Origin of the sequence: Leclercia sp. W6 (genome assembly GCF_003336345.1) — a bacterium.
In the GTDB taxonomy this organism is placed as follows: domain Bacteria; phylum Pseudomonadota; class Gammaproteobacteria; order Enterobacterales; family Enterobacteriaceae; genus Enterobacter.
In genome coordinates, this window is sequence record NZ_CP031104.1 from 204,316 (window position 1) to 224,509 (window position 20,194).

The window sequence follows — 20,194 nt, forward strand, 5'->3', positions numbered from 1 at the left end:
CTACACCTCAATAAAATAGGTTTGGTATTGATTTTCGTTGAAACCCAGCAGCATAGGCTTACCGGGCGCCCAGAGCAATGGGCGTTTGATGATTGCGGGCATTTCCACCATTAATGCGGCTGCGCTATCGGCACTGTTGATGCTGGCCCGCAGGCTTTCATCCAGTTTGCGCCAGGTGGTGCCGCGCGTGTTGAGCAGCGCTTCCCAGCCCAGCTCAGCAATAAATTTCTGCATCAAATCAGCATCAATACCATCGGCGCGATAGTCGTGAAAACGGTACTCAACGTTGTTTTGCTCCAGCCAGCGGCGAGCTTTTTTGATAGTGTCGCAATTTTTAATGCCATACAGGGTGATCATGGTGAGTCCTTTTGTCTTAAAAATGGCCAGTTGCTCAGTAATTTCGATGGTTAAACGTTTGTGGAAATATAACACATTTGTTTTATTACCTTATTGAATATTCAGCAGCGGGACAAATTGTACTTAAGTCGTGAATATTATTTCATCTTTATTGCATAGAGCGCTGACGGCCAAAAATGCATTTAAGAACAACTACAAAGTTATTTTCCCGGCTCTGATTAAGGTTATTTCAAAATATTGCAGTTGGTCACATAAAATTTAACGCGTAGGGCCCATAGTATCTACAAGCCAGTCGTACCAACGGGGGTAGAGCAGTATCACTGATTAAAAACTCTTCACAATGATGATATATTCTCGTAGAATGGCCGATAATAATAAGAGAGGTAGTTATGATTGAACGTGAACTGGGGAACTGGAAAGATTTTATCGAAGGCATGCTTCGTAAATGACATTCAGCAAGAAACGCAAGAGCACTTAATTTTCTAAATAATAAAAGTGTGAAAATTAACACACAAAAAAGGCGGCCGGTAAGGACGCCTTTTTTATTTTCAGTATCTTATTTTTGTTTTTCCTTTAACGGGAAACGTCGCCGTACCAGAACAAAGAACAGCGGAACAAAGTAAATGGCGAGAACAGTGGCTGAAATCATCCCGCCCATCACCCCGGTACCCACCGCATGCTGGCTACTTGAGCCCGCACCAGAGCTGGTCGCCATCGGCAGAACGCCAAACACAAACGCCAGCGAGGTCATCAGGATGGGGCGCAGGCGCTGGCGACAGGCTTCCAGGGTGGCGGCCATCAGCTCCTGACCTTTTTCATTCATCTCGTTGGCGAACTCGACAATCAAAATGGCGTTCTTCGCCGACAGACCGATGACCGTTAACAGCCCTACCTGGAAATAGACATCATTTTCCAGGCCGCGCATCCAGGTGGCGAGCAGGGCGCCGATAACCCCCAGCGGCACTACCAGCATCACCGAGAACGGCACCGACCAGCTCTCATACAGCGCGGCCAGACAGAGGAATACCACCAGCAGCGACAGGGCATACAGCGCCGGAGCCTGAGCACCCGAGAGGCGCTCCTGATAGGACATGGCGGTCCACTCGAGGCCAAACCCGGCAGGCAGCTGCCGCACCAGATTTTCCATCACATCCATCGCGGTACCGGTACTGACGCCCGGCGCGGCTTCACCGACAATTTCCACCGCGGCGTAGCCGTTGTAGCGCTCCAGGCGCGGTGAGCCTGTCTCCCAGCGCGAGGTGGCAAAGGCCGAGAAGGGGACCATGCCGCCCTCTTTATTACGCACGTACCACAGATTGATATCGTCCGGCAGCATGCGGTATTTGGCCGCCGCCTGCACATAGACCTTTTTCACGCGGCCACGATCCATAAAGTCGTTCACGTAGCTCGAACCCCACGCGGTTTGCAGGGTATCGTTGATATCATCGATGGAGACGCCCAGCGCCTGGGCTTTACGCTGATCGATATCGATCTGCAGCTGTGGGCTGTCGTCCAGACCGTTGTGACGCACGCGGGTCAGGGAAGGTTCTTCTCCGGCCAGCTCCAGCAGACGGTCGCGGGCGGCCATCAATGCATCATGTCCGGCCCCGGCGTGATCCTGCAACTCCATATCAAAGCCCGCCGAACTGCCGAGCCCGCTGATCGCGGGTGGGCTGCTGGCAAAGACCCGCGCCTCTTTAATGCGGCTGAAGGCTTTGGTAGCGCGCTCGATAATGGCAAACGAGCTGCCGGTTGTGGCATCGCGCTCATCCCAGTCTTTCAGACGGACAAACATACGCGCCACGTTCTGTCCGTTCCCGCCCGGGCCGGAGCCGACGGTGGCAAAGACTGACAGCACGTTGTCTTTCTCCTGGTTAAAGAAGTACGACTCCACCTGCTGCACCACCTTCAGGGTCTGCTGCTGGGTCGAGCCGCTCGGTAACTGCACGGAGGTGATAAACATGCCCCGGTCTTCCAGTGGCAGGAACGAGGTGGGCAGGCGCAGGAACATGAAAACCATGCCCCCCAGCAGCAGAATGTAGATCAGCATCCAGCGCAGGCTGCGATGCAGAACCCGCCCCACGCCCGCCTCATAGCGCGCCGCGTTGCGGTTAAACATGCGGTTGAACCAGCCAAAGAAGCCTTTCTGACCGTGGTGTTCACCTTTATGCAGGGGTTTAAGCAGGGTGGCGCACAGCGCCGGAGTGAGGATCATCGCCACCAGCACCGACAGCACCATCGCCGCCACGATGGTGATCGAGAACTGACGGTAGATCGCCCCGGTGGTACCGCCAAAGAAGGCCATCGGTACGAACACCGCCGACAGCACCATGGCGATACCCACCAGCGCGCCCTGGATCTGCTTCATCGATTTACGCGTCGCTTCCCGGGGCGAGAGTCCCTCTTCGCTCATGATACGTTCGACGTTCTCCACCACCACGATGGCATCATCCACCAGCAGGCCTATCGCTAGCACCATCGCAAACATGGTGAGGGTGTTGATGCTGTAGCCAAAGGCGTAGAGCACCGTGAAGGTGCCCATCAACACTACCGGGACGGCGATGGTGGGGATTAATGTTGCGCGGAAGTTTTGCAGGAACAGGTACATGACCAGGAACACCAGCGCGATGGCTTCGAGCAGGGTTTTCACCACATCCTCAATAGAAGCCTTCACGAACGAGGTGGTCTCGTAGGCGATTTTGTACTCCAGCCCGTGAGGGAAGTAGTGCGACAGCTCGTCGAGACGGTCGATAACCCGTTCTGCGGTGGCCATCTCGTTGGCGCCGGAAGCCAGCTTGACCCCCAGCCCGGAGGCCGCCTTGCCGTTAAAGCGGCTCAGGTAATCATACTTCTCGGCCCCCATCTCCACGGTGGCGACATCCCCCAGGCGCACCTCGGAGCCATCCTGATTGACACGCAGGGTGATGTCGCGGAACTGCTGGGGCGTTTGCAACAGCGACTGGGAGTTAATGGTGGCATTCAGGGCCTGCTTATCCACGGACGGGGTGCCCCCCAACTGACCCACCGCAATCTGGGCGTTCTGCGATTCAATGGCGTCGGTGACATCTTTCGCGGTCATCTGGAAGCTGTTGAGCTTCGCCGGGTCGAGCCAGATGCGCATGGAGTACTGCGACCCGTAGGCGTCGATATCCCCCACGCCGTTGATACGGCTCAGCGGATCCTGAATATTACTGGCGACATAGTCGGCGATATCCTGCTTATCCATTGAACCGTCAGTGGAGACAAAGGCGATGGTCAGGATGTTGGTATCGCCGGTTTTGCGCACCGTCACGCCCTGGTTTTGCACCGCCTGCGGCAGCTTACGCAAGGCTGACTGGAGCTGGTTCTGCACCTGCTGCACCGCTTCATCCGGGTCAGCGCCCGCGGTAAAGCTGAGCGTTATCGATGCCTGGCCGGTGGCGCTGCTCTGGGACGACATGTACATCAGGTTGTCGAGGCCCGTCATGTTCTGTTCAATCACCTGGGTAACGGTGTTCTCCAGGGTTTGTGCGGATGCCCCCGGATAGTTAGCCGTGATCCGCACGTTAGGCGGGGCAAGATCCGGGTACTGCTCAACAGGGAGAGAAAAAATAGCCAGCGTGCCGGTCAGGCACAATAAAATTGCCAGCACCCAGGCAAAAATGGGGCGATCGATGAAAAAATTCGCCATTAAAATAGGACCTCGTTTTGCTGCGCGTCGTAATTGTAGATAGCCCGCTTCACTCTAGCGGCAAGGGAGATGTCAAACGTGGAGAAATAAAGGAGATAATGTAAATTATCATGCGCTTTTTCCGCGCCATCGCCCTGGTGCAGCGGTGAGTATTGTTCATCTGCGTGGCTGCCAGGCGATCCCCCGCCTGTTTTTACCGTTATTTACCCTCGGTTGCGTTCGAAGAACAAAAGCGCACGCTCACCTGGGTACCGCCCTCTGGCGGCTGTGAGAAGCTCAGGGTTCCCCCCAGCCGGTCGGCGCGTTCACGCATGATGTTCAGACCGTAGTGACCCGGAGGTTCGCTGGCATCACCAATGCCGATGCCGTTGTCGGAAATTGTCACCGTGTGCTTGCCATCCGGGGCGGTGATGCAGCAGACCGTGATGTCGCTGGCCTGCGCATGCTTGATGGCGTTCAGTACCGCCTCCCGGACAATCTGCAACAGGTGGACCTGCATCTGTGCATCCAGCGCCAGAGACGAAAGCTGGCAGTCGAGAGTCAGCCGGGCAGCGGTCTGTTTTTGTAAATCATCCAGCATCTCCTGCAACGCCGCCGGCAGATTGGCCTGGTTCAGCGTCAGGCGGAAGGTGGTAAGCAGCTCGCGCAGCTGGCGGTAGGCGGCATTCAGCGCCTGGGAAAAATCGGTAATGATCCCCTGCGCCGTTTCGTTTTCTTCCGGCACCGCATGTTTGAGTAGCGTTAACTGGATGCGCAGATAAGAGAGCACCTGCGCCAGCGAATCATGCAGTTCACGGGCAATAGTGGCGCGCTCCTCCATCAACAGCAGCTGGTGATAGTGCTTCTGCGCCTGGTTGGAAAAGAGGCCGCGGCCAAGCATCGTCGCCACGCTTTTCATCAGCGGCATCGGGACGGGGCGCTGCGCGCTTTGCCAGCGCAGCTCACCGAAGCGGGTCTCCATCATCACTACCGGCAGCACCTGGGTGTCGAGATGCAGTGCGGCTTCACCCTCCTGCATCTGCCAGCCGTCGCTGGTGTGCAGGGCCAAGTAAGTGATCCCGGTGTATTCGCAAACAATGTGCAGGATGTGGCGGAAGCAGTGACTGTCAATCTTGCCGGTATTCAACGCCTGGGAGCAGGTAAACAGCATCTCCAGCTGCTGGTGGGCTTCGTGCAGGTGATGCGTCTTCTCTTCAACCGAAATCTCCAGCGAGCGGTACAGGGTGTGCAGCTCCGCCGACATATGGTTGAAGGTACGGGAGAGCAGGCCAAGCTCATTGGAGAGATCGGTATTCGGCACCGGGGTATCAAAATGACCTTGTTCAATGCGCAGGCTGGAGGTGACCAGGTGATTGAGCGGGGCGACAACCTGCTGGCGGATACGGCGGAGGGTGACAAACACCAGCAGAAAAATACTGGCCCCACCGGCAAAGGAGATGGCAAAAACCAGAGTGATCTTACGTTCGGCATAGTGCTGCAGGGAGAGGACAAAGGCGTCGATACGCGCCACATACTCGTCCATCTGCGCCTGATACCAGGCGTAATCACCCTGAGCGAGTTTCTGATCCACCGCCTGCCACCGGATCTGCAGCTGGCGATAGCGCTGCTTAACCTCGTTCGGGACATACCAGCTATTCAGGGTTTGCAGGGCAGGGGCATCCAGGGTTTGTTGCCAGATCCGGCGATGGGGCACCAGGTCGACGCTGCCCCGCTGGATGTCGTAACCCAGGCGATAGCTCTGCATCCGTAACGATCCGGCCAGGTTGATGGCTTCAGCATCACGCTGGCCGCTGGCGAGAGTAAACAGCGCAATCGCGCTGGTCAGCAGCGACAGGGCAATGATGGAGAAAAAGGCCCGGGCAAGGCTGCGTGAAACAGGTTGTTTAACTCTCACCGGTCGCGTCCTGATAAGCGTTTATGCTGGGGAATGAAACGTAATTTCACCCGCGCTGAAATAAATTGATCTGATACAGGTTCAGGCGAAATATTTTCCGTTCCTGGGCAAATGAACATTGCCTGTTACCGTTGCGGTGGGTAAATACACTATTCCGTTAAAAGAATAAGGTTATCAGGGCCAGCAAGGGAACCGTCATGAACCGTTTTATTATGGCAAATAGCCAGCAATGTATTGGATGCTATGCCTGCGAGGTCGCTTGCGTCATGGCACATAATAATGAGCAACATGCCCTCAGCCAGCGCCATTTTACCCCGCGCATCACCGTGGTCAAAGAGGGCAATAAACAGAGCGCCGTAACCTGCCACCACTGTGAAAACGCCCCCTGCGCCCAGAGCTGCCCGAACGGGGCCATCAGCCGCATGCATGACAGTGTACAGGTGGATCAGCGCAAATGTATCGGCTGTAAAGCCTGCGTGGTTGCCTGCCCGTTTGGCACCATTGAGATTGTCACCACACCGCTGGCGGCTACCGCTCAGAAGTGCGATCTCTGCCTTGAGCGGCCGCAGGGGCCCGCCTGTGTGGCGAACTGCCCGGCGGATGCCCTGTCACTGGTGACCCCCGATAACCTGAACCAGCTGGCTCGCGCCCGGCAACTGCGCACGGCGCGCCATGAGGCCCAGCCGTGGCAGACCCGGGCGGCGAGCGTGATCAGAACGGGTAGCAAACGTGAGCAGCTGGAAGCTACGCCCGCGCGCGGCGAGCCGGATAAGCTCACCCCTGAGGCGCGGGCGGGTAATTTCAACGAAATCTATCTGCCGTTCCGTCCGGCGCAGGCGAAGCGTGAAGCCGACCGCTGTCTGACCTGCGGAGAGCATTCAATATGCGAATGGACCTGCCCGCTGCACAATCATATCCCCCAGTGGATCGAACGGGTGAAAGCGGGGGATATCGCTGGGGCGGTCGAGCTCTCTCACCAGACCAACTGCCTGCCGGAGATAACAGGCCGGGTCTGCCCGCAGGACAAACTGTGCGAGGGCGCCTGCACGGTGCGCGACGTGGCCGGGTCGGTGACCATTGGCAACATCGAACGCTATATCTCCGACCAGGCGCTGGCCAAAGGCTGGCGACCGGATCTGAGCCACGTTACACCGGTTAATAAGCAGGTCGCCATCATCGGCGCCGGACCCGCCGGGCTGGCGTGTGCTGACGCGTTGATCCGTCGCGGCGTCAGCGTCACGGTCTTTGACCGCCACCCGGAAATCGGCGGCCTGCTCACCTTCGGTATTCCGGCCTTTAAGCTGGATAAATCCCTGCTGGCCCGCCGTCGGGAGATCTTCACCGCCATGGGCATCCGCTTCGAACTGAACTGCGAGGTGGGTAAAGATATCCCGCTGGCGCAGCTGCTCAGCGAGTACGATGCCCTCTTTGTTGGGGTGGGGACCTATCGTTCAATGAAAGCGGGTATTCCCAATGAAGATGCGCCGGGCGTTTACGATGCCCTGCCGTTCCTGGTGGGCAATACCCGTCAGCTGATGGGGCTGCCGCCGTCGGTGGAAGAGCCCTTTGTCGATACCGCCGGACTCAACGTCGTGGTGCTGGGCGGTGGCGATACGGCGATGGACTGTGTGCGCACCGCCCTGCGCCACGGGGCGGCGAATGTCACCTGCGCCTATCGCCGGGATGAGGCCAATATGCCGGGCTCGAAAAAAGAGGTTAAAAACGCCAGAGAAGAGGGAGCGACCTTTGAGTTTAACGTCCAGCCGGTGGAGCTCACCCTCGATGACACCGGGCGGGTCAATGGCATCCGCCTGCTGCGCACCCGGCTGGGTGAGCCGGATGCCCAGGGACGCCGTCGTCCGGAGCCCATCGAGGGCAGCGAGTTTGTGATGCCTGCCGAGGCGGTGATTATGGCCTTTGGTTTTAACCCGCATGCGATGCCCTGGCTACAGGCGCAGGGGGTTGAGGTGGATGACTGGGGCAGGATTGCGGCAAGCGTGGAATCGCGCTATCGCTACCAGACCAGCAACCCGCAGATCTTTGCCGGTGGCGACGCGGTGCGGGGAGCCGATCTGGTGGTAACGGCGATGGCGGAAGGGCGACACGCCGCCCAGGGGATCGCCGACTGGCTTGGGGTCGCTTCTCCTACCGAACATTAACCCGACGGGCGACAACACGGGCTTCGCAGCGTAGTATGACCGGTATTGAGCGCAACGGAGCCCGTATTACCGTGAAAATTGAATTAATTAAAGACAAGTGCCTTTCGGATAACTATTTCATCCTGCGCAACCTGACCTACGATCTGACGCGGCGTAATGGTGAGGTGGTGCGCCACAAACGCGAAGTTTACGATCGGGGCAATGGCGCCACGGTCCTGCTTTACAACCGTGAGAAGCAGAGCGTGGTGTTGATCCGCCAGTTCCGCATTGCCACCTGGGTGAATGGCAACCCCGACGGGCGCCTGATTGAAACCTGTGCCGGGCTGCTGGATAACGATGAGCCGGAAGTGTGCATTCGCAAAGAGGCGATTGAAGAGACCGGCTTTGTCGTCGGCGAGGCACGCAAAGTGTTTGAGCTCTATATGTCTCCGGGCGGCGTAACGGAAATCGTCCATTTCTTCGTGGCGGAATATAGCGACACCCGACGTGCCGGAGCGGGTGGTGGCATCGAAGATGAGGAGATCGAGGTGCTGGAACTGCCCTTTGCTCAGGCATTATCGATGATGCAATCGGGTGAAATACGGGACGGCAAAACGGTGATATTATTACAGTATTTGCAAAGTTCCGGGTTAATGGCTTGATCTTATTGCCGTTAATAAGATGTATTCAAAATAAATCTATCCGATAAATCTGATTGAGCAACCCCGTTCTGAGCAGGAAGATACGCTCTGTCTGTTCAGCTATTGCTTTCGGGATCCTGCTATTCATGCGTCACTGCCTTTTATTTGTTTTCATGCTCAGCGTGCTGCCCGCGGTGTTAGCCCGGGCGGCACCTGCACAGCGGTCGTTTATTGACTGGCAGGTGACCTGCAACAACCAGAACTTTTGCATCGCCCGTAATGCTGGCGAGCATCACGGGCTGGTGATGACCTTAAGCCGCAGCGCGGGTGCAAAAACTGACGCGTTGCTGCGCATCGATCTCGGTGGGCTGGCAACACCCGATCCCAAACAGCCCGCCATTGCCCCCCGCTTGCTGCTCGACGGCGAGCCGTTGCAGCTTAGCCCCCCGCACTGGCAAATTACCCCGTGGCGTCTGACGACCGACCATGCCGCCACCATTACCGCCCTGCTGACCACACTTCAGCAAAAAAGGGTCATCACGCTCGCCGGTGGCAAGCAGGTTATCTCCCTGGATGGGATGAAAGAGGCGCTACAGTTTATTGATGCCCAGCAAAAGCGTGGCGGGAGCGAAACCGCGTGGATCAATAAAGGGGCGCAACCCCCGCTGAGCGTACCGCCCGCACCGGCGTTGAAAGAGGTGGCCGTGGTGAACCCGACGCCGACGCCGCTCACCCGCGAGGAGCGCAGCGATCTGCTCGACTATGGCACCTGGCGTATCAACAACAGCCAATGTTCGCTCGACCCGGCCCGTCGTGAAGTGCGGGTCACCGCCCTGACGGATGACAAAGCGCTGCTGATGGTTGGCTGCGAGGCGGGGGCATACAACACCGTCGATCTGGCCTGGCTGGTCTCACGCAAAAAGCCGTTTGCTTCCCATGCGGTACGTCTGCGCCTGCCGTTTGTTCCCGCCAGCGACAGCAGCGAGATGGAGTTAATGAACGCCAGTTTTGATGAGAAGAGCCGCGAGCTGACGACCCTGGCGCTGGGGCGTGGGATTGCCGACTGCGGTATCCAGACACGCTGGCGTTTTACCGGCCAGCGTTTCCGCCTGGTGCGGTATGCGGAAGAGCCAAGTTGTGATAACTGGCATGGGCCGGATGCTTGGCCGACCTTGTGGATAACACGCTAAAATGCCGGGTGGCGCTGCGCTTACCCGGCCTACGAATGACGTTGACCTTCCAGGCCCGGCAAGCGCAGCGCCGCCGGGCAAACCACTTACAGTAAGGCCTGCGCCTTCTCGACCACATTCTCCACCGTAAAGCCGAAGAACGGGAACAGCTTCTCGGCCGGAGCGGATTCACCGTAGCCGGTCATGCCGACAATCTTCCCTTTCAACCCGACATATTTGTACCAGTAGTCCGCGATACCCGCTTCGACCGCCACGCGGGCCGTCACGTCTGACGGCAGCACCGACTCGCGGTACGCTTCATCCTGAGCATCAAAGATATCCGTTGAAGGCAGCGACACCACCCGTACTGCATGGCCTTCGGCGGTGAGCTTCTCCGCCGCCTTGACGGTGATCTCCATCTCCGAACCGGTCGCAATCAGAATCAGATCCGGCTTGCCGCCGCTGTCTTTCAGGATATACCCCCCGCGGGCAATGTTTTTCACCTGCTCCGGGGTACGCTCGATCTGCGCCAGGTTCTGGCGGGAGAGGATCAGCGCCGTCGGACCGTTGTGGCGCTCTATCGCCAGTTTCCAGCCGACAGCGGCTTCAACCTGATCGCACGGTCGCCAGGTGCTGAAGTTTGGCGTCAGACGCAGGCTGGCCAGCTGTTCCACCGCCTGGTGAGTTGGGCCATCTTCCCCCAGACCGATGGAGTCGTGGGTATAAACCATGATCTGCCGCGCCTTCATCAGTGCCGCCATACGCGCGGCGTTACGCGCATACTCCACAAACATCAGGAAGGTGGCGGTATAAGGCACAAACCCGCCGTGGTGGGCGATACCGTTGGCAATGGCGGTCATGCCGAACTCGCGCACCCCGTAGTGGATATAGTTCCCGGCGATATCTTCCTTGAGCGAGGTGGAGCCCGACCAGATGGTCAGGTTACTCGGTGCCAGGTCTGCCGAGCCGCCGAGCAGTTCCGGCAGGATCGGGCCAATGGCGTTAAGGACGTTTTGCGAGGCCTTACGGGTGGCGATTTTCGCCGGATTAGCCTGTAAATTCTCAATCAGCGCCTGGGTAGTCTCTTCCCAGTTTTCAGGCAGGCCACCGCCCATGCGACGGCTGAACTCTGCCGCCAGCTCCGGATGGGCTTTCTGATAGGCAGCAAATTTGTCGTTCCAGGCCGCCTGCGCTTTTTCGCCCTCTTCACGGGCATCCCAGGCTTTATAGATCTCTTTCGGGATCTCAAAGGCAGGATATTTCCAGCCCAGCTTCTGGCGGGTCAGGGCCACTTCCTCTTCCCCCAGCGCCGCGCCGTGGGACTCTTCCTTGCCGGCCTTGTTCGGGGAACCAAATCCGATGACCGTGCGACAGATTATCAGCGACGGTTTATCAGTTACGCTTTGCGCTTCCTGAATGGCCGCTTTCAGCGCCTCTGGGTCGTGGCCATCAATCTCATGCACCACGTGCCAGTTATAGGCCTCAAAGCGTTTGGCCGTGTCGTCAGTGAACCAACCCTCGGTTTCGCCGTCGATGGAGATGCCGTTGTGATCGTAGAAGCCGATCAGCTTGCCCAGACCCAGCGTGCCCGCCAGGGAACAGACCTCGTGCGAGATCCCCTCCATCAGGCAGCCATCGCCCATAAAGACATAGGTGTGGTGATCGACAATTTCATGTCCCGGCTGGTTAAACTGCGCCGCCAGCGTGCGCTCGGCAATCGCCAGCCCGACCGCATTCGCCAGCCCCTGACCGAGCGGCCCGGTGGTGGTTTCGACCCCTGGCGTATAACCCAGCTCCGGGTGCCCCGGTGTTTTTGAGTGCAGCTGACGGAAGTTTTTCAACTCCTCCAGCGGCAGGTTATAGCCGGAGAGGTGCAGCAGGCTATAAAGCAGCATCGAGGCGTGACCGTTAGAGAGAATAAAGCGGTCGCGGTCATACCACGTCGGATCGTTAGGGTTATGCTTCAGGAAATCGTTCCACAACACTTCGGCGATATCGGCCATGCCCATCGGCGCGCCTGGGTGACCGGAATTGGCTTTTTGCACGGCATCCATGCTGAGGGCGCGAATGGCATTGGCTAACTCTTTACGGGACATAGTTCACTCCATGGCAAGGTTACAGTTTGGCGGCAAGCAGATCTTCGAGTTTGCGCTGGTCGACCGCGAAAAGACGGATCCCTTCTGACAGCTTCTCGACCGCCATGGCGTCCTGATTATGCTCCCAGCGGAATTCGGCTTCGGTCATGGGTTTAGGTTTTGGCAGCACCGTGGAGGAAGGCACCAGACGGCGGATAACCGGCTCATCTTTCTCCTGCAACTCTTTCAGCAGGTTAGGGGAGATGGTCAAACGGTCGCAGCCGGTGAGGGCCAGGATCTGTTCGGTCCGACGGAAGCTGGCACCCATCACGATGGTTTCGTAGCGGTGTTGCTTATAGTAATCGTAGATATTGCGAACGGATTTCACGCCGGGATCTTCGTCCACCACATAAGGGTCCATCGGCTGGCGGGCCTGATACCAGTCGTAGATTCGCCCGACGAACGGTGAAACCAGATGCACCCCGGCCTCGGCGCAGGCACGCGCCTGAGCGAAGGAGAAGAGCAGGGTCAGGTTACAGTTGATCCCCTCTTTCTCCAGCACTTCGGCGGCGCGGATCCCCTCCCAGGTGGAGGCCAGCTTGATCAGAATGCGCGATTTCTCCACATCCTGCTCCTCATAGAGCTGCACAATCTGCCGCGCTTTGGCGATGCTCTTCTCCTGGTCGAACGACAGCCGGGCGTCCACTTCGGTGGAGACGCGCCCCGGAATACTTTTCAGAATTTCGCTACCGATATTCACCGCCAGTTTGTCGCTGGCCTCGGCAACCTGTTGCTCTTTGGTCTTGCCACGGGCTTTACCAAACGTAATAGCGTCGTCAATCAGGTGCGAGAAGTGCTCAAGCCCGGCGGCTTTCAGCAGCAGCGACGGGTTGGTGGTCGCATCCTGGGGTTGATAATGGCGAATAGACTCGATATCACCGCTGTCAGCCACGACTGTGGTGAATTGTTTGATGCCGTTTAGTTGGTTCATAAATGATGACTCCTTGAAAATAAAAGAGTTGGTGGAGTGTGTTAGATCACACTTCTGCGAAATTCGCGATGGACTTAACAAAAAAGCATAGCAGACGGACATGGTCTTGCTTCGCTGGGCAGGTAACATGATTGTTATAAATTGATAACAATTTTTGTTTTTGGATAGTGAGACTTTGGCACCCTTCAAAGTTTGAACCGCGGTCAGCAGCGATACTATCCGCCACCCTGGGTGAACTCAGACCATAACAACATCACCCATTTTGAACGACACGTGAAAGGAACCTTACAATGGACGATCAGTTGAAACAGAGTGCCCTCGATTTTCATGAATTCCCTGTACCCGGCAAAATTCAGGTCTCCCCCACCAAGCCTCTCGCCACCCAGCGCGATCTGGCGTTAGCCTACTCGCCGGGCGTGGCCGCGCCCTGTCTTGAAATCGAAAAAGATCCGCTGGCAGCCTACAAATACACCGCCCGCGGCAACCTGGTGGCGGTGATCTCCAACGGCACCGCGGTGCTGGGGCTGGGGAATATCGGGGCGTTGGCCGGTAAACCGGTGATGGAAGGCAAGGGCGTACTGTTTAAGAAATTTGCCGGTATCGACGTGTTCGATATTGAAGTGGACGAGCTCGACCCGGACAAATTTATCAACGTGGTGGCCGCGCTGGAGCCGACCTTTGGCGGTATCAACCTTGAGGACATCAAAGCGCCGGAATGTTTCTACATCGAGCAGAAACTGCGTGAACGGATGAACATTCCGGTGTTCCACGACGACCAGCACGGAACCGCCATCATCAGCACCGCCGCTATCCTCAATGGCCTGCGGGTGGTGGAGAAAAACCTCTCTGACGTACGTATGGTGGTCTCCGGGGCAGGCGCGGCAGCTATCGCCTGTATGAACCTGCTGGTGGCGCTGGGCATGCAGAAGCACAACATCGTGGTCTGCGACTCCAAAGGGGTCATCTACAAAGGGCGCGAAGCCAATATGGCGGAGACCAAAGCCGCCTACGCCGTGGAGGATGACGGCAGGCGCACTCTGGCAGAGGTGGTCGACGGCGCGGATATCTTCCTTGGCTGCTCGGGCCCGAAAGTGCTGAACGAAGAGATGGTGATGAAGATGGCGCGCGCGCCGTTAATCCTCGCCCTGGCCAACCCGGAGCCGGAGATCCTGCCCCCGCTGGCGAAAGCGGTACGCCCGGATGCCATTATCTGTACCGGTCGCTCGGACTACCCGAACCAGGTGAACAACGTTCTCTGCTTCCCGTTTATCTTCCGCGGGGCGCTGGACGTTGGTGCCACCGCCATCAACGAAGAGATGAAGCTGGCAGCGGTTCACGCCATTGCCGAGCTGGCCCACGCGGAGCAGAGCGAAGTGGTCGCCTCCGCCTATGGCGATCAGGATCTGAGCTTTGGCCCCGATTACATTATTCCGAAGCCGTTCGATCCGCGCCTGATTGTCAAAATCGCCCCGGCGGTGGCAAAAGCGGCAATGGACTCCGGCGTGGCAACGCGCCCGATCGCCGACTTTGATGCGTACGTCGATAAGCTGACCGAATTCGTCTATAAAACTAACCTGTTCATGAAGCCGATCTTCTCCCAGGCACGCGCGGACGCAAAACGCGTGGTGCTGGCGGAAGGGGAGGAGGCGCGCGTCCTGCACGCCACCCAGGAGCTGGTAAGCCTGGGGCTGGCGAAGCCGATCCTGATTGGTCGTCCGAGCGTGATCGAGATGCGTATCCAGAAGCTGGGTCTGCAGATCAAGCCGGGCGTCGATTTCGAGATCGTCAACAATGAATCCGATCCACGCTTCAAGGAGTACTGGAGCGAATATTACGCGATCATGAAACGTCGGGGGATCACCCAGGAGCAGGCGCAGCGGGCGGTGATCGGCAACACCACGGTGATCGGGGCGATCATGGTCCACCGTGGCGAAGCTGACGCGCTGATCTGCGGCACCATCGGTGAGTACCATGAGCACTTCAGCGTGGTGCAGGAGATCTTCGGCTATCGCGACAACGTGCATACCGCCGGGGCAATGAACGCGCTGCTGTTGCCAAGCGGTAACACCTTTATCGCCGATACCTACGTCAACGACGATCCGACTCCGGAACAGCTGGCGGAGATCACGGTGATGGCGGCGGAAACGGTGCGTCGCTTTGGTATCGAACCGAAGGTGGCGTTGCTGTCGCACTCTAACTTTGGCTCCTCCAAATCGGCTGCCGCCTGCAAAATGCGCCAGACGCTGGCGCTGGTGCGCGAGCGCGCGCCGGAGCTGATGATCGACGGGGAGATGCATGGCGATGCCGCGCTGGTGGAGAGTATCCGTAACGAGCGGATGCCGGACAGTCCGCTGAAAGGCTCTGCCAACGTGCTGATCATGCCGAACGTGGAAGCGGCGCGTATCAGCTACAACCTGCTGCGCGTCTCCAGTTCAGAAGGGGTGACCGTCGGGCCGGTACTGATGGGGGTGGCGAAACCGGTGCATGTATTAACCCCGATTGCCTCGGTGCGCCGTATCGTGAACATGGTGGCGCTGGCGGTGGTAGAGGCGCAAACGCAGCCGCTGTAGTGGGGAAGTGTCAGGTGGCGTTGCGCTTACCCGACCTGCGGGTCTGGCAGGCCGGGCAAGCGCAGCGCTGCCCGGCGTTAAATCCAGTCGCGAACCTTAATAAAATCCTTCAGGGCAGCCTCCGGGCTGCCTTCTTTTGGCTCATAACTGTACTCCCAGCGCACCAGCGGCGGCATCGACATCAGAATCGACTCCGTGCGCCCACCGGTTTGCAGGCCGAACAGCGTCCCGCGGTCCCACACCAGGTTAAACTCCACGTAGCGCCCGCGGCGATAGAGCTGGAACTCGCGCTCGCGCACGCCGTAATTGTGGTTTTTCCGTCGCTCGACAATCGGCAGGTACGCATCGGTATAGCCGTTGCCCACCGCCTGCATAAAGCGGAACGCGGTATCAAAATCGGGGGTGTTGAGATCGTCAAAGAACAGTCCGCCAATGCCGCGCTGCTCGTCGCGATGCTTCAGATAAAAATAGTCGTCGCACCACTTCTTGTATTTCGGATAGACCTCGTCGCCAAAGGGCTGACACAGCTCGCGGGCGGTCTGGTGCCAGTGCACCGCATCCTCTTCAAAGCCGTAATAGGGCGTTAAGTCGAAGCCACCACCGAACCACCACACCGGCTCAGCACCCGGTTTTTCGGCGATAAAAAAGCGCACGTTAGCGTGGCTGGTCGGCACGAACGGGTTGTGCGGGTGCACCACCAGCGAGACGCCCATTGCCTCAAAGCTGCGGCCTGCCAGCTCCGGGCGGTGCGCGGTGGCCGAAGCGGGCATCGCGTCGCCGTGGACGTGGGAGAAGTTAACCCCGGCCTGCTCGAACACGCCGCCGTTGCGCAGTACGCGGCTGCGTCCGCCGCCACCGGCTTCGCGCTGCCACTCATCCTGCTGGAATTCACCGCCATCGACGGCGCTCAGTTTCTGGCAAATGTCATCCTGCAGTTGCAGCAGAAAAGTTTTAACCAGCTGTGCATTGGGTTTCATCAACGTTTCCTGGAGTGCGCTTTCTGGTTATCGAACCAGTTAAAGTAACTGATAATGCCGGAGGCAATTGCGTTGGCAATCTTCTGGCGAAACGCCGCCGTGCCGAGCAGACGTTCCTCTTCCGGGTTGGTAATAAAAGAGGTTTCCACCAGTACTGATGGGATCGACGGCGATTTCAGCACCACAAACGCCGCCTGCTCGGTGCCTTTACTGTGCAGACGGTGTACCGGCTTAATCTTCTTCAGAATATGCGAGCCGAGCGTCAGGCTGTTTTTGATGGTATCCGTCTGAACAAGGTCAAACAGCACCTGCTGCAGGAGATGATCTTTGTCGGTGGTTTTCTTTCCGGCCACTTCATCCGCGCGGTTTTCCCGGTCGGAGAGGTATTTTGCCATGGCGCTACTGGCGCCGCGGTTGGAGAGGGCAAATACCGATGCCCCCGCCGCCGACGGGTTAGTAAAGCCGTCGGCATGTATCGACATAAACAGATCCGCGCCGTGCTTGTGGGCGATCTCCACGCGGTCGTACAGCGGAATGAAGGTATCGCCGGTGCGGGTCAGGCGGGCGTCAATGCCGTTGCTGCGTAAAATCGACCGGACATTTTTTGCAATCGCCAGCACAACGTGTTTTTCTTTGGAACCGTTTCTGCCAATGGCGCCGGTATCAATGCCGCCGTGACCGGGATCGAGCATGACCAGACGCTTCGCGCCGGGTTTTTTGGTTTTGGGTTTACTGTGTCCGTTACTGGTTTTGAGCGTGCTCTCGTCTTTTGCCTGAGCCTGCTTTGCGATGCCCGTTAAGGTTAAGGCCGCCAGCCCCGCTTTGAGAACCTGACGACGCGATGTGAGTGCTTTTAATGGTTTGAATGTGCTCATGCGGCCTGAATTGTAAAAATTGGGGTCCTGGTGTTATATCGTATCGTCTTTTTCGTTACGACAGTCCATGTGGCGAATTGTTTTACTTTTCATTTCAATACGTGACAAAGTGCCATTATGCCAAATTTTCAGGCGTTTTTCGCGGGATATTGGCGAAAGCGGGCGTTCGCGTCATAATCACTGTTTTTGAACCCAAAAAGGCGGTTAATACCATGGAGATACGTGTTTTTCGCCAGGCAGACTTCGAAGAGGTGATCACCCTCTGGGAGCGCTGCGAGTTACTGCGACCGTGGAACGATCCGGAGATGGACATCGAGCGCAAGCTCAATCATGACGTCAGCCTGTTTCTGGTGGCGGAGGTGAACGGCGAAGTGGTGGGCACCGTGATGGGCGGCTATGACGGGCATCGCGGCTCGGCGTACTATCTGGGCGTGCACCCGGAGTTTCGCGGGCGCGGCATCGCCAACGCGCTGCTCAATCGTCTGGAAAAGAAACTGATCGCCCGTGGCTGTCCAAAAATTCAGATCATGGTGCGGGAAGATAACGACATGGTACTGGGCATGTACGAGCGTCTTAACTATGAACATGCCGACGTGCTGACGCTGGGCAAACGCCTGATAGAAGATGAAGAGTATTGATTTTCACCCGGGCGACTACGACAGCTATGGCCGGGTGCGTCTGCCGTTTCTGTTCTGGTGCGTGCTCCTCCTCCAGGCGCGCACCTGGGTGCTGTTCGTGCTGGCTGGCGCCTCCCGCGATCAGGGCAACACGCTGCTGAGCTTGTTTTATCCCGATCGCAATAACTTCTGGCTCGGGCTGCTGCCGGGCATCCCCGCGGTGCTGGCCTTTTTACTGAGCGGGCGGCGCCACCTCTGGCCGCGCCTGTGGCGTACGCTGCGCGGGCTGCTTATCCTCGCCCAGGGCGTACTGTTGTGCTGGCAGCCGCTGCTCTGGCTGAACGGTGAAGCCCTGAGTGGCGTGGGCATTGCGCTGGTGGTGGCCGATATTGTAGCGCTGCTGTGGCTGCTGACCCATCCCCGTCTGCGCGCCTGTTTCACCCCCGAGAAAGATTAAACGGCACTTTTTAGCGATGCTGTACTCCAACAAGCGTTCAAATAACCAGAAAGGAACTCCCGATGAAATCGCTGCGTTTACTGTTATGTGCGCTCCCCGTTGTCCTGACGGGCTGTTCAACGCTTTCCGCCGTTAACTGGTCTGCGGCTTATCCCTGGAACTGGTTTGGCTCATCCACCGACGTGACTGAGCAGGGTGTAGGCAACCTCACCGCCGCCACGCCGCTGGAACAGAGCGCCATCGAATCGGCATTAGGCGGTGATTACCGGCTGCGCAGCGGCATGAGAACGCAGAACGGCAACATTGTGCACTATTACGAAGCGCTGAAAGATGACCAACTGGCCCTGGTGATTAACGGTAACAAAGAGACGGTGACGCGCATTGAGGTGCTGGATAGCGACATCGAAACCGACAGTGGGGTGAAGATCGGCACCCCATTTAGCGACCTCTATCAGAAGGCCTACGGCAACTGCGCGAGCGCCCCTGCAGAAGAGGGTGTGGCGGTTGAGTGCAAGGCGGAAGGCAGCCAGCATATCAGCTACCAGTTCAGCGGAACCTGGAATGGTCCGCAGGGGTTAATGCCCTCTGACGACACCCTGAAAAACTGGAAAGTCAGCAAAATTATCTGGCAGCAGTAAATTGCGCCTGGACAAGCCGCCTCGCTGAAAAAGCGGGTATAATCGCCGCCAACCATGCCACGACTTCGTGGCATCTTTTTTTCAGGAGGAGCGATGTCTCAGGTTCAGAGTGGCATTTTGCCAGAACATTGCCGCGCGGCGATTTGGATCGAAGCCAATGTCAAAGGGGATGTTGATGCCCTGCGTGCGGCCAGCAAAGTCTTTATTGATAACGTGGCCACCTTCCAGGCCAAATTCCCGGATGCCCACTGCGGCGCAGTGGTGGCGTTTGGCCACAACGTCTGGCGTCAGCTGAGCGGCGGAGAAGGGGCCGAAGAGCTGAAAGACTTTGTGCCTTATGGTAAAGGTCTGGCTCCGGCCACCCAGTACGACGTGCTGATCCATATTCTTTCTCTGCGTCATGACGTGAACTTCTCCATTGCCCAGGCTGCGATGGCTGCCTTTGGCGACTGCGTTGAAGTAAAAGAAGAGATCCACGGTTTCCGCTGGGTGGAAGATCGCGATCTGAGCGGCTTTGTTGACGGCACCGAAAACCCGGCTGGGGATGAGACCCCTCGTGAAGTAGCGGTGATCAAAGAGGGCGTGGACGCGGGCGGCAGTTACGTCTTCGTCCAGCGCTGGGAGCATAACCTCAAACAGCTCAACCGCATGAGCGTGCACGACCAAGAGATGATGATTGGCCGCACCAAAGAGGCCAATGAAGAGATCGACGGCGACGAGCGCCCGGTGACCTCACATCTGAGTCGCGTGGATCTGAAAGAGGATGGCAAAGGGCTGAAGATTGTCCGCCAGAGCCTGCCGTATGGTACCGCCAGCGGCACACACGGCCTCTACTTCTGCGCTTATTGCGCGCGTCTGTATAACATTGAACAGCAGCTGCTGAGCATGTTTGGCGACACCGACGGCAAGCGCGACGCGATGCTGCGCTTCACCAAACCGGTGACCGGCGGCTACTACTTTGCGCCATCTATCGAGCGTCTGCTGGCGTTATAAAACGGCACTCCTTTCACAGGCCGGGTAAGCGTAAGCGCCACCCGGCACTTTACCCGCACCCTTATTCCCTTTTCTGCTTCCAAATCACTAAACGGTATATAAAACCGTTACTCCTTTAGTACGCGTTATAAA

At 57.7% G+C, this 20,194-nt stretch carries 16 protein-coding genes; 9 read left to right on the top strand and 7 right to left on the bottom strand.

Features of this window, described 5'->3' with window-relative positions; genetic code table 11:
• Complete coding sequence (locus DVA43_RS01060) at positions 1-357, bottom strand: ArsC family reductase (protein ID WP_114317050.1); 357 nt, start codon at positions 355-357, stop codon at positions 1-3.
• Between the two features lie 389 nt (positions 358-746).
• On the opposite strand from DVA43_RS01060, the gene ypfM reads away from it, so the two are divergent.
• The gene (gene ypfM, locus DVA43_RS01065) at positions 747-806 is read left to right on the top strand and encodes a protein YpfM (RefSeq protein WP_015572204.1); all 60 of its coding nucleotides are present in this window, start codon (positions 747-749) and stop codon (positions 804-806) included.
• Positions 807-913: 107 nt separating this feature from the next.
• On the opposite strand, the gene acrD is transcribed toward ypfM, so the two are convergent.
• Entirely contained in the window at positions 914-4,027 is a 3,114-nt protein-coding gene (acrD, locus tag DVA43_RS01070) for a multidrug efflux RND transporter permease AcrD (RefSeq protein ID WP_114314308.1), read from the bottom strand.
• A gap of 199 nt (positions 4,028-4,226) precedes the next feature.
• Entirely contained in the window at positions 4,227-5,921 is a 1,695-nt protein-coding gene (narQ, locus tag DVA43_RS01075; protein WP_114314309.1) for a nitrate/nitrite two-component system sensor histidine kinase NarQ, read from the bottom strand.
• Positions 5,922-6,118: 197 nt separating this feature from the next.
• On the opposite strand from narQ, the gene aegA reads away from it, so the two are divergent.
• The 3 genes from aegA (at position 6,119) to DVA43_RS01090 (ending at position 9,890) form a co-directional block, all read left to right on the top strand.
• Positions 6,119-8,080: a formate-dependent uric acid utilization protein AegA gene (aegA, locus tag DVA43_RS01080; RefSeq protein ID WP_114314310.1), complete on the top strand. Its 1,962-nt coding sequence runs from the start codon at positions 6,119-6,121 to the stop codon at positions 8,078-8,080.
• A 65-nt stretch (positions 8,081-8,145) separates the two neighbouring features.
• Positions 8,146-8,721, top strand: a complete 576-nt coding sequence (nudK, locus tag DVA43_RS01085; RefSeq protein WP_103824708.1) for a GDP-mannose pyrophosphatase NudK — start codon at positions 8,146-8,148, stop codon at positions 8,719-8,721.
• 125 nt (positions 8,722-8,846) lie between these two features.
• Positions 8,847-9,890, top strand: a complete 1,044-nt coding sequence (locus DVA43_RS01090; protein WP_103824665.1) for a DUF1176 domain-containing protein — start codon at positions 8,847-8,849, stop codon at positions 9,888-9,890.
• Positions 9,891-9,976: 86 nt separating this feature from the next.
• Here DVA43_RS01090 and tkt read toward each other — a convergent pair whose 3' ends face one another.
• Positions 9,977-11,965, bottom strand: a complete 1,989-nt coding sequence (gene tkt / locus DVA43_RS01095) for a transketolase (RefSeq protein ID WP_114314311.1) — start codon at positions 11,963-11,965, stop codon at positions 9,977-9,979.
• A gap of 19 nt (positions 11,966-11,984) precedes the next feature.
• Positions 11,985-12,935: a transaldolase gene (gene tal, locus DVA43_RS01100; RefSeq protein ID WP_114314312.1), complete on the bottom strand. Its 951-nt coding sequence runs from the start codon at positions 12,933-12,935 to the stop codon at positions 11,985-11,987.
• A gap of 290 nt (positions 12,936-13,225) precedes the next feature.
• Between tal and maeB the strand changes: the two genes are divergently transcribed.
• Complete coding sequence (gene maeB / locus DVA43_RS01110; RefSeq protein WP_114314313.1) at positions 13,226-15,505, top strand: NADP-dependent oxaloacetate-decarboxylating malate dehydrogenase; 2,280 nt, start codon at positions 13,226-13,228, stop codon at positions 15,503-15,505.
• A gap of 77 nt (positions 15,506-15,582) precedes the next feature.
• Here the strand turns inward: maeB and hemF are convergent, their stop codons facing one another.
• Both hemF and amiA read right to left on the bottom strand, forming a co-directional pair.
• Positions 15,583-16,482, bottom strand: coding sequence for an oxygen-dependent coproporphyrinogen oxidase (hemF, locus tag DVA43_RS01115; protein WP_114314314.1), 900 nt, complete (start codon positions 16,480-16,482; stop codon positions 15,583-15,585).
• A complete protein-coding gene (amiA, locus tag DVA43_RS01120; protein ID WP_103824669.1) occupies positions 16,482-17,357 on the bottom strand; it encodes an N-acetylmuramoyl-L-alanine amidase AmiA in 876 nt (291 codons plus the stop codon). Before amiA ends, hemF begins: the two co-directional genes overlap by 1 nt.
• 212 nt (positions 17,358-17,569) lie before the next feature.
• Here amiA and DVA43_RS01125 point away from each other — a divergent pair, with 212 nt between their 5' ends.
• The 4 genes from DVA43_RS01125 (at position 17,570) to DVA43_RS01140 (ending at position 20,062) form a co-directional block, all read left to right on the top strand.
• Complete coding sequence (locus DVA43_RS01125) at positions 17,570-17,995, top strand: GNAT family acetyltransferase (RefSeq protein WP_032613000.1); 426 nt, start codon at positions 17,570-17,572, stop codon at positions 17,993-17,995.
• The gene (locus DVA43_RS01130) at positions 17,982-18,431 is read left to right on the top strand and encodes a DUF2919 domain-containing protein (RefSeq protein ID WP_103824670.1); all 450 of its coding nucleotides are present in this window, start codon (positions 17,982-17,984) and stop codon (positions 18,429-18,431) included. Before DVA43_RS01125 ends, DVA43_RS01130 begins: the two co-directional genes overlap by 14 nt.
• A gap of 62 nt (positions 18,432-18,493) precedes the next feature.
• Positions 18,494-19,069, top strand: a complete 576-nt coding sequence (locus DVA43_RS01135) for an RpoE-regulated lipoprotein (protein WP_103824671.1) — start codon at positions 18,494-18,496, stop codon at positions 19,067-19,069.
• Between the two features lie 93 nt (positions 19,070-19,162).
• The gene (locus DVA43_RS01140) at positions 19,163-20,062 is read left to right on the top strand and encodes a Dyp-type peroxidase (protein WP_114314315.1); all 900 of its coding nucleotides are present in this window, start codon (positions 19,163-19,165) and stop codon (positions 20,060-20,062) included.
• The last annotated feature ends 132 nt before the right edge of the window (positions 20,063-20,194 follow it).